Here is a 14,748-nt window from a genome sequence, read left to right on the forward strand (position 1 = left end):
TATGGTTAATTTGTCAGACCTTCTCCATCAGCCGCGACGAAGTGCGAGCAGCCTCTCCGAGCTGGCCCCATGGTTCGGGATGCTGCCTGCCGAGAACATTGTGCTGTGCAACGACGGAAGCCTTTTGGCTGGATTTGAGTTCGAGGGTCAGAGTCTTGAAGGTGTGCAAGACGAGCAGTTGAACGGCCAAATCGATTTGCTTCAGCGCGCGCTCCGGGGTATGTCGGATCGTGTGACGCTGTGGTCTGTGCTTGAGCGCAGGTACATGACAGAGTATGAGGTCGCTGACTACATCTCGGCTGTGCCACGCCGCATTGATGAGGAGTGGGGTGCCAAGGTCTGTAAAACGCCGCACGCGCGTCTGACACATTTAGTTTTCCTGGGCTTCAGGATGGGCGCGCAAACCGATGCGTTTTTCGAGTCAGTGAAACACGAGTTGGAGCAGCCCGGCGGTAACATCGTGAAGGCTCTCTATCGGACTATCAAACGCCAGGTATCAACGGTAGGGACTGTTGCGTCGGTGCGCGGCCATTTGCTTGAGATGGCATCAGAGTTTGAGAAGATCGTCTCCAGCTTTGAATCCATCGCGGGTCCTCATTTAGGGTTTCATCGTCTTGAGGGTGAGAGTTTCCTGGGAGCCCTCTATTCGCGGATCAACCTTGCCTCGCCACCTGGCCCACTTCAGGTTCCGGATCGACTGTCGTACCTCGCTCAGGCGCTGGCCACCGATACCTTGGTGCGCCAAGGCGATCTTTTCGAATTCAGGGGACCGGCAAGGAATCGTTTCGTTGCGGGCCTATCCACTGTTGGAATGCCGGCTGAAAACTACAGTACGCACATTGATGACCTCTTAAGCCTCGGCTGCGAGTTCGCAGTGTGTCAAATGTTCCAGTTTCTGGATATTGAGACTGCTCAGTCTACCATCCAGAAGTCGGAAATGCATTATCGGATGGAGGTGAAAAGTCTCCCTACCCGCGTGGCGGAGAAGCTTCTCGGAAAAGAACTCGACAAGGTTAATACCGGTAACCTGCGTTTGGCGGAGGATGCCCAAGAGGCGCTTGCCGACCTCACCTCTACAGACATCGCATATGGGTACTATGCGATGACTATCCTTGCCTACGGTGACACGGCGATCGAAGCGAACCACTCCGCTGATTTAATCTCAGCGTCCTTTCGCGCTAATAGCTATTCCGTAACCCGTGAGGTTAACGGGCTAATGCCGGCATTCCTCACTACCCTACCTGGAAACACAAAAACAGCGCTGCGGAAATACCTTGCATCTTCTGCAAATGTCGCAGATTTAGTTCCGTTGAGAGGTATCCGTTTCGGAGAGCCTCACCACCGGCTCTTCTCTGATTTGCTGGGTCGGGAAGTACCTTCGTTAATCCAATTTATGACCGCGTATGGGGTGCCTTACCACTTCAATCCACATGAAATGGACCTGGGGCATACCGCGATCATCGGCGGGTCCGGTGCCGGCAAAACAACGCTTATGCATCTGTTCGTCTCGATGTTTCAGAAGTATTTCCCCGCCAACACCTTTCTGTTTGATAAAGACTATTCGATGATGCTGATCACCAAGTTACTTGGTGGCCAACATATCGACATCGCGCCGCAAGAGGGCAAGCGTGTAGGTATGAATCCTGTCCGCAGGATGCTTCAAAATGGCGACGAACTGGCATTGCGTAGATGGCTTGAAGTTCTCATTACCGCCGGATCTCCCGATCAGCCGTTGTCTGGACAAGAGAACGAGGAACTGTTTGCGTGCATCGCTAGGGTCAAGACCCTGGGGAAGGCGCATTGGCGGTTGGGGTCGATCTACACGGTAGTTAAGGGGTCCAACAAAGGACTTGCGATGCGGCTCGCCCCTTACGTAGATCGTAGTGACGATGCCGATGACGTCAGCCAACGTGGTGCCTTCTCCAGCTTCTTTGATAACGACGAAGATGCCTTTGAGTTGTCGTCAATTGTCGGTGTCGAAACCGGGAAATTGCTGGAATTGCCACAGGTGGCAAGTCCATTTATGGACTATGCGTTCTACTGCATTGAGCAACGACTAGATGGTTCAACGCCGACAATGATCTATGTCGAGGAGGCCTGGTACATGCTGAGTAACCCGGTGTTCGCGGCAAAGATGGATGATTGGCTGCGTACCTTCCGGAAAAAGAAGGCCTTTCTGGTTTTTGCAACACAAGCTCTCGATGAGATTTCGCAAATGAAATCAGTCGGCGCCTTTATCTCAAACGTCCCGACGCGAATATTTCTCCCGTCTATCAATAAGAGCGTTGCAGCGAATGCGCATCTTTACAGGTCGATTTTTGACCTGAACGACGTGCAACTGAAGATGCTGAATGAGGCCATCCCAAAGCGGGACTATCTCATAGTGAAGTCGTCTGAGACGAAGTTGGTGTCAGCGGATATGCCAAAGATCATTATCAAAATCAATGAAGCGACCTCCAGATCGGAGGCGCGAGACATGGCGAATCGCATGTCAGAGGACGGCGGAACGTACTGGGCAGAGGAATTTATCAAGGAGGTACTACATGCGTAAAAACATCTTGGCCGTCGCGTTTGCGATGGCGCTGGCCGTAGGTTCTTGGGTCGTTGCGCCGGCGCCGGCCGTGGCGGGTGGATCCGGTGGCGGAGCCACCGAGGTTACTCAGCTGCTGAACAACGGTCAGCTGTTGCTGCAAGTGGTTCAGGCCACCGCGACCACCGCAAAGCTGTATCAGCAGTATGCGACCCAGCTCGAGCAGTTCAACGTGCAAAAGCTGATGCAGAAGTCCCTGGAGGGTGCGTTCCCCACTGCGGCCATCAAGGCCTCGATCGAGGAGGTGAAAAAGATCAAGGAGGCCCGAGACTCCCTGGTCAAGCTGCGTGGAAGCCTATCGCAGATCGAGACGAAGATGTCGGAGCGCTTTCAGGAAGCCACGCTGGGTGGCTTGTCTTGGGAGAAGTATGTCGAGAACGAGGGGCGGCTTCTGCGAGAGCAGAACAAGCGCGCGATCCTGCGGATGAAAGAGGAGCAGGCTGTGATGGCGGAAGTGGAGAAAGACCACCAGCTGGTCCAGCAGTTCGCCAGCAAGATCTCCAGCACATCGGGTGTGCACCAAAGCGTTTCGTTGCTGAACACGCAGATGAATAGGCTCATTCAGACCCAGTCCCGCGTCTCCGAGATTATGGCCAAGACCGTGGGCACCGATGTGGCCGTAAAAGAGGCCCAGGAAGCTGCAAAGCGAACCAACGACGGGAAGCTGCGCGACGAGTGGAATCGCAAGAACATCGTTGAGCGGGTGGGGCTGGAAGGTGCGTTCGACAACTTCGACCCGAGTAACAGCCCAGGGCTGTCTTCCGAGGCACCAGCCCGCTAGGTCCTAGCTGGGCCATTACCCCCAACCCTCCATGCTGAACATTCCACCTCTCGCTGACCTGGTCAGCAGCGCAAAGCAAGTGCGCCCATTCGCATGGGTCAAATGGCTCGTCATCGCCGCGGCAATGGTATTCGTGGTGACGCTCACCAGCGCAGCCACTGATCCCATGGGCAACAGTACGGGTGGCGATGAGCCTCAGTACGATGTCCGGCCAGCCCCAGCTGTCGCTGCAGCGGCCGCTGCTCAACAGGTCATATCTGAGATCGTGAACGTGGTTGGCCAGGCCTTCCGAGCCGTTGCCAGTAACTCGGGCCTGAAAACCATGGGTGAATCAATCACCTACTTTCTCGTGATCACGGTCTTCGCTTGGGGACTGCTAAAGGCAATGGTGGAAGGGGGCGGGATCAACGCGGTTGTCTCGGAGTTGGTGCCACTGATGATGAGCTTCGCGGTCATATACGCCCTGCTCAATCTTGGCGGCATTGGGCACATCGTCGGCTTCATGGATGGCGTCGCTTCAGCCATCGCTGGAGCGCCCATGGGCACTTTCGAAAGTGCTCTTACCAACAGTGCGAGCATGACGTTCAAGATCGTCGCGGATATCTTCTCGATGCCTTCAATCGCGACCAGATTGAGCCTCACAGAACCAGGGCTGTGGGTGCCTATCCTGGCGATGTTTATGCTCCAACTCATCGCCAAGCTTGTCACCGCATTCTTCGTGGTTTTGGCGCTTGGAATCTACCTTGCCAATATCGTCCTTGCATATGGCTCAATAATGCTGGCGTCGGCGTTGGCCTTCATCATGGTCCCATTCATGCTGCTCCCAGCGCTGAGCTTCATCTTTGAAGGGTGGCTTCGCTTTACGCTAGGGGCGGCGATGACAAAGGTTGTGGGCGCCTTCTTTCTGGCGTTCACCTCGAAGCTGATGGCGGGCATGGTTGTCCTGGCAAAGAAGGTGGTAGTTCCGCCCGAGTCTGATTTCACCACCCTCTACGTCGGTAGCTTCATTCTGTACTGCGGACTGATTATGTTGGCCGTGCTGTGTGCTTACTTGATGATGCAGGTGCCAGGGCTGGCCACTGGATTGCTGAGCGGCTCGGCGGGCGCCGCGGGCTTCAAGGGCATGCGCGCGCTGACTGGGGGTATGGCAGGCGGTATCGGGCGCAATACCGCGATCTCTAGCGGGCGAGCTACGTTCGGCACTAAGGGTGCTGATGGCGCAAGAGTTGGAGGGGCGGCCGGCGCTGTGCGCGCTGCTGGAGGGGCACTCGTGAGTAGAGTCCAGAAGAATCCTGTTACTCTGCGCTCCGACCCGGCAAAGACGGTTTCTCAAACGTATGGCAGAACAGGAGCGAAAGTTTACGGCGCACTGGGTGGCCGGACTGCGCAGCCCACAGTCAAAGCGCCCTCAAAAGATTCTCCAAAAACTCCTCCGAAGAAATCCTGAACGCCGGCCGGAACTGGCCTTGACGACGATTGACTTTGGGTTATGGTGAACTCATAGGAGATCGTATGAAGAAGTTCACCAGGTGGCAGATAGGCTGGCAGCGGATACTGGATACCCCTTCGGCAATTTTCGTCGTGTTTGGGATTTGGCTGCAAATTCCCGCGCTCGCCTTTCTCGCGCTGGTTCACGAGGCCAAATTGAAGGTATCTTGGGAGCCGTGGTCGATCGCGGTGCTCATTGTTGGCGTGTATCTCGTGGGTGCGACCAGCAAGGTCATTGGTTGGATTGCTCGGGTTAGCATTTCCCGCTGGGAGGAAGGCGGCAGGTCGGTCGCCTACATCACCGACCAGGATGTGGACTGGCGCAGTTTCGTCTTTTCGGCTTGCGCAGTTGTGCTGGTGCCGTTGGTTTACCTCTCCGCTGTGCGGCCGCAAGACGGCAGCAAGCTGCTCGCGCTCCCGATCGCGGCAGTTGCTGCGGCACTTTGCGATCTGGCTCTTCGTGTCCTGCGCATCGGCTTCGGCGCCACCGTAAAGTTGGTCAAGTCGGACGAGTGGTACTTCGCCACTCGTGGGCTGCAGAGCAAGGCTCAGGCTTCACTGGGAAGCGCTGGCGAAGGCAAGTTGGTGGTACGGCCTGCGCGTGCCCGCTATAACTTCGATGCAGTGGACGGGATGCTCCCTTTGAAGCGCAAATTGGTGGAGGCAGGCGCGCCGGTGGTGCGCCCGCAGGTGCACGGCTTCACGGGGCGCAACGGCATCTTGCTGACGGGCGACCCCGGGAATGGCAAGACGTATTTTGCCGAAGCATTGGCAGGGGAGTTGAACGTCGGATTTGTGGCCCTTGACTATGGCATGGTGGTCAGCCAGTGGGTGGGTGAGACGCCAAGCAATATCAGGCGTGCGTTTGAGCAAGCTCGTGCTGTCGCTCCCTGCGTGCTGTTTATCGACGAGATCGATAGTTTCATCGTGAGTCGGGACGACGGCCACAGCGCGACGGCCGAGGCCGCCAACATCGTCAACGTCATGCTCACAGAGCTCGTCAATATCCGTGACTCAGGGGTACTGGTGGTCGCAGCCACCAATCGTCTCGCAAAGCTCGACACTGCGGCCATCCGGGAGGGTCGGTTCGACTTCAAGATCGAAGTACCTTCCCCCGATGAGGCAGCACGGATCGCCCTGTTGACCAACTCGCTCCGGAAGCACGTAACGACTCCCTTCGATACGGATGCCGTAGTTGTGGCCGCGTGTCGTTGGAATGGTTTCAGCGTGAAGCGCATCATGGCGGTAGGCGAGCAAATGCCTACCTACCTGCGGCAGAGTCCCGCTGAGCGTATCGGCTATGACCAGTTGATGGGCGCCTTGAGGGCAGTGCAAGGGCGCAAGGGAACTGTGCCTACTGGATCGAAGAAGCTTGATCAACTCGTGCTTCCTGCGATAACCAGGGAGGCTGTCGACATGGTGGCTCATCGTCTAAAGGACGCGGTTCGCATAGAGCGGCTGGGCGGTACGCTTCCGACGGGCGTGTTGCTACATGGTCCTTCTGGCACCGGCAAGACAGCCGTGGCGCGCGCAATGGCTATCGAGTCCGGTTGGGCTTTCCTGGCCGTAGCTGGGCCTGACCTCCTGAAGGACCACACTGCCTTCGAAAAGGTATACCAGGAGGCAAAGGACCTGAGACCTTGTCTGATCTTCATCGACGAGGCTGACGCAGTTCTGCGTGATCGCAGCTACAGCCAGGCCAGTTCGATCACGGACAAGATGCTCTCAGTGCTGGACGGAGCTGGGGACAAGGTGAGGGACGTAGTGGTCATGGCCGCTACAAACAACCCTGACCAGGTGGACGCTGCGATGCAACGTCGCTTCACCGAGAAGATTCCATTCTTTGTCGCCGATGAGCACTCGGTGCGACGCCTTGTAGCTGAATGGGTAGAAGCAAAGGCGGTTCTCTTCGCGACCGAGGTGTCCACCGATGTGGTTGCAACGATGCTGGACGGGCTGAGCCCAGCAGTGGTCGAATCAGTGCTGCAGTATGCGCTGAACGCTGCCATCCACGGCGCTTCGGGCGACAAGGTGCTGATCGAGCGCCAGCACCTCGACCGGGCATTGACGATCGTCGCCGCGGCCTGATCAGTCAAAAAAAATGCCCCGTGGTCCACCTTCTACTGGTGGCCCTCGGGGCATTTTTCCTGGTGCACGCTACCCATGCGAAGGGTCGTGCTGGAAGTTCGCTGCTCGCTGTCTTGCGAGAAACTCTTCATCCGATTCGTGCAGGCTTCCAGCAGGGTCAACTGGTTGGACCTGCATGGGGGCGGCAGGGACGTGCACAGCTGAGGCGCTACCCGCCGCTGGTTGAAGAAGGGGCGAGGCCGCCTCGTCACCGCTGTCCGCCTCTTGCTTTGGCAGACTGAAAATCTTGGCTATGCGCCAGATCACCCATAGTGCAATGAGCAAAAGGGACGCATAGCCAACCGCCTTAGGGGCGAACGCGGCTGCCGCAAGATAAAGTAGGAATGCTAACCACCACATAAGGGTTCTCCGTAGGGGCGGCTCTCCCATTGGGAGAAGCCCAATGGGGTTGATGGGGCGTGACGTGCACGCACAACGCAAAGCGAAGTGAGACGAGTATAGCGAACCGATTTACGGAGAACTAGCCCGACTCGGGCGCATATGCCCCCGGTTTGTGGGCGACCGCTTGTGAGAATCCTTGCAAGAGGTACCCATGGATTCACCATCGCAACAAGCCCAAGATATCCCCCCTGTCGATCAATCCCAGGAATCGCCAGAGGTCTTCGATGACCCCGAGCTAACTGCTTGGTGGTGGGGAAGCCTGAGCTTTCTGAACCTCGAGACCCGGCTCCTGGTGGTGCGCAGCGCGATCCCGCGCTGTCGCTCTGAGGAGTGCTTGGCAATGCTTCAAGCGGTCGAGGCAGACCTCGCCCAGTTGCTTGGGCCGAGACCACTGCTGGAGGTCTTTCTCACCCACCTGCGTCCCGTGGTCCGGCAACACCCATTGTTCGCAGGGGCGGTCGGTGTCAGCCTCGTCTACATGCTGATCCGCGCCGGTGGCGGACTCATGGAGCTAGCGCAGCGCTACGGCCAGTAGCGAAGGCGAGCAGCCATTCCTAGAAGTTTTGCATATACCGGAGAAATCAATGAATCCACTAGGCAGGAGGAAGAACGCCGACTTGGCGAGTCTCCCGCAGTCCCAGAACATGGCGACCGATCCGAGAGACGAGTTTGCCGAGATCTACGGCAGCGCCCTGGTTGGCCAGCAGCGCTGGTTCATCGTTTGCCTGATCCTGGGACTGATCACCCTCGTGGCCATTTTTGCCTATTGGCAGGCCTCACGGGACAAGGTGGCCATCCCCTGGCTTGTCGAAGTCAATCCCACCACCGGAGCGATTGCCAGGCCAGTGAAGATCGAGGCTGTCACCCCCAACCAAGCCGTCGTCAAGGCTGAGCTGGCCAAGTGGGTTGAGCAGGCGTTCACCATCGATCCGAAGCAGTCAATGCAGTTCTTGCGCGAGGCTACGAGCCGGACCAATGGCAAGGCCGTGGACCAGTTTCGGGCATTCCGCGTTGAGCACGACATTGTGAACAAGATCAACAAGGAACCGAACTACCTGCGCTTCGCCAAGGTGGCCACGATCGATCTCTCCCAGCGGTCGCTCGCGTTCGTATACGTGAAGACGCACGAGATCAGCCTCGATGGCAAAGAGGTCAACCCGAAGAGCTTCCGCGTCCGTGTGGACTATGCGCTCACGCCGCCGAAGACCGAGGAGGAGATCTTTGCGAACCCTCTCGGCTTTGTTGTCACCCAGTTCTCGTATACCGCGGAGCGCCAGTAATGCTACGTCCGATTTCCTTCCTGATCGCGGCCGCGCTGTGGTTCCTGCCAGCGGCCCATGCCGAAATGGTGGCCACGCCTCTATCCGGCGATGCGCGCCTGGTGACGTTCGATTACGACCCGGACAACACCTACCAGATCCTGAGCAAGCCGAAGGCGGTCACCCACCTGGAGCTGCCGGAGGGAGAAACCATTCAAACGGTGGTGGCCGGCGACACCGCCGGTTGGGAGCTGACGCCCTCACAGAATTTGCGTCATTTCTTCCTCAAGCCCAAGCACGACCAGCTGACCACGAGCATGACGCTCATCACAGAGCGCCGCAGCTACCAGTTCGTGCTGCGCTCGACGGGCGAAGGCTCGAAGTGGTACCAGCGTGTGACCTGGCGCAACCCGAACTCCAAGGTCCTGGACTTCAGTGGGAACGACCGGCATCAGGCTGAAAAGCAGGTATCCGAGGAGCCGACTGCACGTCCCTCCGAGGAAGCCATTCGCCCAGAGGATCTGCGCTTTGACTACACCGTCACTGGGGATGCGCCATTCAAGCCTCTGTCCGTATTCGACAACGGCAAGATGATCTGGCTGCGAATGCCGCAGAACCTGACCGAGCTGCCCGTCGTGTTCGCCGCAGACGGCAAGGATCTTGTGCTGGTGAACTACATTCCCAAAGGAGACTCCCTGCTCGTGCAGCGCCTGGCTGCAGAGCTGATCCTTAAAATCGGCAAGACCGAGGTGCGCGTGAAGAAGGCCCAGGCAAAGCGGGGGTTCTTTGACTTCAACTCCGATCGGGGAATGCCGTGACTTCGATCATCAAGCCTGAAGATCCGAACGCGAAGGCTCCGCTCAAGAGGTCGACCATTGCCTCGATCGTTGTACTAGTCCTGCTCTTGATGGGTATCGGGGCGTACATGGTTGGCTCGGGGAAGCCCAGGCAGGCATCGAAAGCCCCTGAGGAGGAAGCTCCTTCGGCGGTCCGCCGTGGAACGGCCCGCGACGTGGACGCCGAGTTCGCCAGGGGTGCGCAAACGCCGATGCCAGCACCGATTCCGCAGGATGCAAGGCGATCGGACAGCAAAGCTGCCGGCGTCGAGAACAAGTTCGACCCCGAGGCTGAGCGTAAGAAGGCACTGCTCGAGATGGAGGCAGCTGCCCGTGTATCGAAACTCATGGTGATCAACGGCGGCAAGGCCCCCAAGGATCCCAGCGAGCCCGAACTGGTGGCCATGGAGCAGACCGTCACGGAAACCGGAGCCGGGGTACCCCCGCAGGCCCCGCCCCCCCAGGCTGTGCTGCCTGCGCAACCCCCTACGGCCCGCCAGGTCGAGCGCAACACAGAGTGGCGCCGCGACATAGCCAAGGAGGCGATCGCGCCGACGCTCAAGCCAAAACTCATCAAGGCGAAGTACGTCCTGACCCAAGGCAAGACGATTCCTGCCGTGCTCCTACGCAACCTCAACTCGGATCTCCCCGGAGAGGTGGTGGCAATGACCTCTGTGGACGTCTACGATTCGTTCGCTGGAACGCACCTGCTGATCCCCAAGGGATCGACGCTGGTCGGGCAATATTCCAACGACATAGCGACCGGCCAGGAGCGGATCATGTTTGCGTTCAAGCGCTTGATCATGCCCAACGGCTACACCTTTGACCTGCCGGGCGCGACTGGGATGGATACAGGCGGTGCCACCGGGATCACTGGTGACGTGAACAACCATTTCTTCAAGATGTTCACGACCTCCTTTCTGGTGGCGTTTCTGGCTGACCGGGTTGAGCGCAATGTCCCAGCGGCTGCTTCGAGTGCGGGTGTCCCGGCGATTCCAGGAATCACGCAAGGCTCGCCAGCAACGGGCGCGCGCACGGCGGCTGGCCAGGTGCTGGTGGACGTGTCGCGCACGGTGCTTGAAAAGAACCGGGTCATACCCCCAACGATCACCGTTGACGCGGGCACGCGCATCAACGTCCAGGTGACCTCCGACTTCGAATTCCCTCAAACATACACAGGCGCGCGCCAATGATGAACGCAATGAATCGAATCTGGACAGTGGATGCGCCGCGGGCCGGTGACAACCTTCGTGCCTTCGCCCTACTGCTACTGGCGACAGTAGGCGTCGCTCACGCAGACCAGTATGGCCGCTACGACTTCGAATACTCGATAGTGGCCGACCCGCGCGTGCGGCCCATCCAGGTGTTCGACGATGGCACCAGCACCTTCTTTCAGTTCCCCAAGACCGACACGCTTCCCGCTGTGTTCCGTGTCTCGTCGAAGGGACCGGAACTGATGACGCTTCAGTTTGAGGGACCATACCTGAAGGCCAGCGGGGTTGCCGCCGAGTACCTGATCCGCTTGGGCTCTGCGAACGGCAGTGTTGTCTACACGAAGCCGGGAAGGTTCCAGCCGGTTGCGGCGCCAGCCAATCCGCCGCCTTCGCAGTGGACACCTGCGGCCCGGGCAGCTATGCCGTTGTCGCGAGCGATGGAGGAGCAGGGCGCGGTAGCGCTTGAGGCGAACTCGTATGCGACGCCGGTCAAGGGTGACCGTATGGCCTGGACGACGGGTGCTGCAAAGACAGAAGAGATCTCGATCACCTTTCCGGCCGGTTCGAGCAAGTTGACGAGCGACCAGCTGCGCAAGATCAAGGCGCTTGCCGTGCGAGTCCACGGCCAATACAGCGTGCGGATCACCGCTCGAGACGACGATGAACTCAAGGAAGGCGTGGAGCAGGCGCGTGGTGCTGTCATCCGGGCGGCGCTGCTGCAACAAGGGCTGAAGGGCGAGGCAATCCGCGTGGAGTATGGCCATGGCGTCAAGGAAGGCCGCATGTGGGCTTCGCAAGTGAGCGTCATTTCTCATGAACTGCAGGCCAGGCAGCGGGATGCTGTAGAGCCGGCCCAGAAGACTGTGGCCACCGCGTCCAGCGAGATGCCGCCGGATGGTTTCAGGCTGAGCCAAGCGGATACCACCCTTTCGGGCGCAGTCAAAAGGTGGGCGTCGGCCACCAACTACCAAGTGGTGTGGGATGCGCCACATGACCCGGTGATCGAGGGCGCCGCCACGCTCAGCGCAAGCTCCATGAAGGATGCCTTGCAGGTGGTCGTCGCAGATATGCGGTCGAAAGGATACGAGGTGGGCGTGACGATCTACGCCAACCGCGTAATTGCCGTCACTGCCTCCGGTAAGTAGCAGTTCCTGTATCCCGCTGAGGCCGCGGCTGGCGCTATTCGCCAGCCGCGGCCTTTTCTCATTGGACATTGCTTGCATGGAGGCTGAAGGAAGACCATCACAAGACACATGAGTTGCAGAAAGGGCATTCCATCCCGTGGCGGGCGCTTTGCCCCCTATTTCTAAGTGCCCTCGCTCGTATCGTTAGAGCCATGACGAAATGTAGCCAAGGAGCACTCATGAAGGCAGTTGTGGTAGCGGCGCTGATATGCGCTGCCGGTGGCGCGATGGCCCAGGTCACCGTGTCTTCGGAGTCCTATCCGATGAAGGGCGCTGGAGGGGCACTTCCCATTGCGGGCCCGGCAAAGCAGGCAGCTCCGGTGCCCGCCGCCTACCAGATCGTCAAGGACGAACCTATCCACTCGCAGATCGAGGCGTGGGCAAAAGGAGCCGGTTGGTCCTTGATCTGGCAGCCATCGGTGTCTTGGAAAGCAGTGGGTGACGCATCGTTCGCCCAGTTCTCGGATGTCACCCTGGCCGTTGCTGAGGTCGTGGGCATCCTGCGAGATGAGGGCAAGCCCATCCGACTCAAGATCGCCGAAGGCAACCGAATCATGGAAGTGGTGAGCAATGAAATTCGAGGTGTCGAATGATGACTGCTAAAAATACGAACAAGTTTCTGGTGGTCTGCACGGCGGCGGCACTCGCTGGCTGCGGGCAAATGCAGTCCACCCAGGAAAGCGTCAACTCGGTCCACAAGACTGCGATGGAGCTGCGAGACCAGAACGTGGCATCGGCGGCGCCGGCATCTGTCTCGCGCACCACGCGCCCTCGCCTGGCAGGCGATGAGATCGTGCTGAAGTCGCAGTCGGCGTTGCCTCCGCTATTCTCAAAGCGTGTTGTCTACGCAACCCAGGGTGCGCAGAACCTGGCTGAGGTGCTCGATGCTGTGGGGGCGATGGCGGGCATCGTGATCAACTCCAGTGAGGTGGCCTCCAAGGGTGGTAGCAACCAGGGCGCCCAGGGCGCCCAGGATGGTGGCCTGAGTGGGAAGGTCTCTATCGAGTTCTCCGGCTCGCTCAAAGCGCTGTTGGACGAACTGGTGCTGCGCAATGACGCCACCTGGCGCTTCAACAACAAGACCTCCACAGTCGAAGTCTTCCGGTACGAGACACGCACCCTCAATGTGCTCTTGCCACCAGGCTCCAAAAGTGTCGCAGCCTCTATTTCACTCGCTGGTGTCAGTGGGGGCGGCGGCTCGGGCGGGTCCAGTGGTGGGTCGGGCAGTGGCGCAGGCAACGTGTCCGTCAGCCAGTCGCTAACGGTGAATCCGTGGCAGTCCATCATGACCGGTGTTCAGTCGATTCTGTCCGAGGGTGAGCAGGCGGGCCAAGGCTCGTCAGGCGGCGGCCGCAGCGGCGGCTCGGCCGCTGGTAGCGGTGGGGCTGGGGGTGAGCAGCTTGCGGCCTCTGGCCCAGGCGGCCGGGCCGCCGCCACGCCCGAGTTGGGACTCATCACGGTCACTGCGAGGCCGAAGGCCCTGACACGCATCGCCTCGTACGTGGAGTCGATCAACGCTCGGTTTGCGCAGAACGTGCTTATCGACATCAAGGTCTACAGCCTCACTTTGAGCTCAACGGCCTCGGCCGGCTTCTCACTGGACACGATGTATTCGTTCCTCAATCGAAACGGGGTGTCAGTGGTGGGGCCGGCGCCGCTCAGTCCTGAGAACGGTACCCCTGGAACGCTGACGCTGAGCATGGGCGATCCCAACAGCAGGTTGTTCGGGTCGTCGCTGGTTGCCAAAGCACTGAGCCAGTTTGGCAATGTGGCATTGCAGACCCAGGGCCAGGTCCTCGCCGTCAATGGCCAACCGTCCCCAATACAGGTGGCCAATGAAGTGAACTACTTGGCCTCGAGCCAGCTGACGCAGTCACCGAACGTCGGCTCGACCTCGACGCTGACTCCTGGCACTCGCGTGGTGGGCTTCACGGCGAACTTCTTGCCTCTGATTCTTGGGGACAACCGGATCTTGCTTCAGTACCAGATCCAGCTCTCCTCACTGACTGCTTTGACGCAAGCCACAAGTGGGAACAGCACGATCCAAACCCCGCAGATCGCAAGCCAGTCCCTGCAGCAACAGGCCTTCGTGAAGGACGGACAGTCGATCGTTCTCTTCGGATTCGATCAGAACCGAGATACAGCCGACACCGCAATGAGCCTCGGCGGTGCGTCGAAAGCATCGCGCAGTGAGCGCCAGATGGTCGTGATCGTGATGCAGGTGAATGGGGGTAGCAAGAATGGCTAAGTACAACGGATTGCTGCGCAACGCAGCGGCGATAGCACTTGCATGTTGCGCTGGGATGTCCATCGCCCAGACGGTCGTGGACCGCACAGCAGAAATGCAGGCCCAGATCCAGTTGCTTGATCAACAGGCGATGCTCAATCAGGCGCTGCAGCGCGCCGCGGATCCTTTGCTCTCGAACCTGCCAAGGGTGCTCGCCATCAGTGGGATGGAAGGCGATCTGCGTGCGCGCCTGATCTTGGCCAACGGAACGGTGACGAGCTACCGCGAGGGTGATGTTGTGCGTGGCTCCATGACAGTGGCCGCGATCACCCCCCGCACGGTGATGGTCAAAGTGGGCAAGAAGAAGTCGTCCGTGCTCGCACTTGAGTTCGTGGCCGGCGCAACTACTGGCGGCGGAGCTGGTCCTGCCCCTGGCATGGCAGGGCCGGGCGTGCGACCTGGCCAGCCGATGCCCGTGCCAGTCGAGCTGCTTCCGCCTCCTCCGAGGGTGTCGCTGGGAGGTGCCGCTCCAGCGCCAATGACTGGTCCTGCAGGCGCGCCGGCGGGCGCAGCTACGCCCGCGCCCGCCGGCGGCGCAGCCCCGACGGCGCCCGTGGCCGCTCCAGCACGGTAACCACAG

Annotated in this window: 12 protein-coding genes; all 12 read left to right on the top strand. The window is 59.3% G+C overall.

What is annotated here, in order from left to right; genetic code table 11:
- Positions 1 to 79: 79 nt before the first annotated feature.
- Positions 80 to 2,551, top strand: coding sequence for a VirB4 family type IV secretion system protein (locus ACSQ9E_RS33120; protein WP_436220360.1), 2,472 nt, complete (start codon positions 80 to 82; stop codon positions 2,549 to 2,551).
- The gene (locus ACSQ9E_RS33125; protein ID WP_436220361.1) at positions 2,544 to 3,371 is read left to right on the top strand and encodes a hypothetical protein; all 828 of its coding nucleotides are present in this window, start codon (positions 2,544 to 2,546) and stop codon (positions 3,369 to 3,371) included. The genes ACSQ9E_RS33120 and ACSQ9E_RS33125 overlap by 8 nt, the downstream gene beginning before the upstream one ends.
- Positions 3,372 to 3,402: 31 nt before the next feature.
- Positions 3,403 to 4,818: a type IV secretion system protein gene (locus tag ACSQ9E_RS33130; protein WP_436220362.1), complete on the top strand. Its 1,416-nt coding sequence runs from the start codon at positions 3,403 to 3,405 to the stop codon at positions 4,816 to 4,818.
- 65 nt (positions 4,819 to 4,883) lie between these two features.
- Complete coding sequence (locus ACSQ9E_RS33135) at positions 4,884 to 6,947, top strand: AAA family ATPase (RefSeq protein ID WP_436220363.1); 2,064 nt, start codon at positions 4,884 to 4,886, stop codon at positions 6,945 to 6,947.
- 592 nt (positions 6,948 to 7,539) lie between these two features.
- A complete protein-coding gene (locus ACSQ9E_RS33140; protein ID WP_436220364.1) occupies positions 7,540 to 7,923 on the top strand; it encodes a hypothetical protein in 384 nt (127 codons plus the stop codon).
- A gap of 109 nt (positions 7,924 to 8,032) precedes the next feature.
- Entirely contained in the window at positions 8,033 to 8,668 is a 636-nt protein-coding gene (locus tag ACSQ9E_RS33145) for a VirB8/TrbF family protein (protein WP_436220365.1), read from the top strand.
- Positions 8,668 to 9,465: a TrbG/VirB9 family P-type conjugative transfer protein gene (locus ACSQ9E_RS33150; RefSeq protein WP_436220366.1), complete on the top strand. Its 798-nt coding sequence runs from the start codon at positions 8,668 to 8,670 to the stop codon at positions 9,463 to 9,465. The genes ACSQ9E_RS33145 and ACSQ9E_RS33150 overlap by 1 nt, the downstream gene beginning before the upstream one ends.
- Complete coding sequence (locus ACSQ9E_RS33155; protein ID WP_436220367.1) at positions 9,462 to 10,676, top strand: TrbI/VirB10 family protein; 1,215 nt, start codon at positions 9,462 to 9,464, stop codon at positions 10,674 to 10,676. The genes ACSQ9E_RS33150 and ACSQ9E_RS33155 overlap by 4 nt, the downstream gene beginning before the upstream one ends.
- Complete coding sequence (locus ACSQ9E_RS33160) at positions 10,676 to 11,842, top strand: TcpQ domain-containing protein (protein ID WP_436220368.1); 1,167 nt, start codon at positions 10,676 to 10,678, stop codon at positions 11,840 to 11,842. Before ACSQ9E_RS33155 ends, ACSQ9E_RS33160 begins: the two co-directional genes overlap by 1 nt.
- 218 nt (positions 11,843 to 12,060) lie before the next feature.
- The gene (locus ACSQ9E_RS33165; protein WP_436220369.1) at positions 12,061 to 12,474 is read left to right on the top strand and encodes a TcpQ domain-containing protein; all 414 of its coding nucleotides are present in this window, start codon (positions 12,061 to 12,063) and stop codon (positions 12,472 to 12,474) included.
- Positions 12,474 to 14,129, top strand: coding sequence for a secretin N-terminal domain-containing protein (locus tag ACSQ9E_RS33170; protein WP_436220370.1), 1,656 nt, complete (start codon positions 12,474 to 12,476; stop codon positions 14,127 to 14,129). Before ACSQ9E_RS33165 ends, ACSQ9E_RS33170 begins: the two co-directional genes overlap by 1 nt.
- On the top strand, positions 14,122 to 14,742 hold the full coding sequence (pilP, locus tag ACSQ9E_RS33175) for a type IV pilus biogenesis protein PilP (protein WP_436220371.1): 621 nt from the start codon (positions 14,122 to 14,124) through the stop codon (positions 14,740 to 14,742). Before ACSQ9E_RS33170 ends, pilP begins: the two co-directional genes overlap by 8 nt.
- The last annotated feature ends 6 nt before the right edge of the window (positions 14,743 to 14,748 follow it).

Source organism: Acidovorax sp. LjRoot118 (assembly GCF_964253575.1).
Lineage (GTDB): Bacteria > Pseudomonadota > Gammaproteobacteria > Burkholderiales > Burkholderiaceae_C > Acidovorax.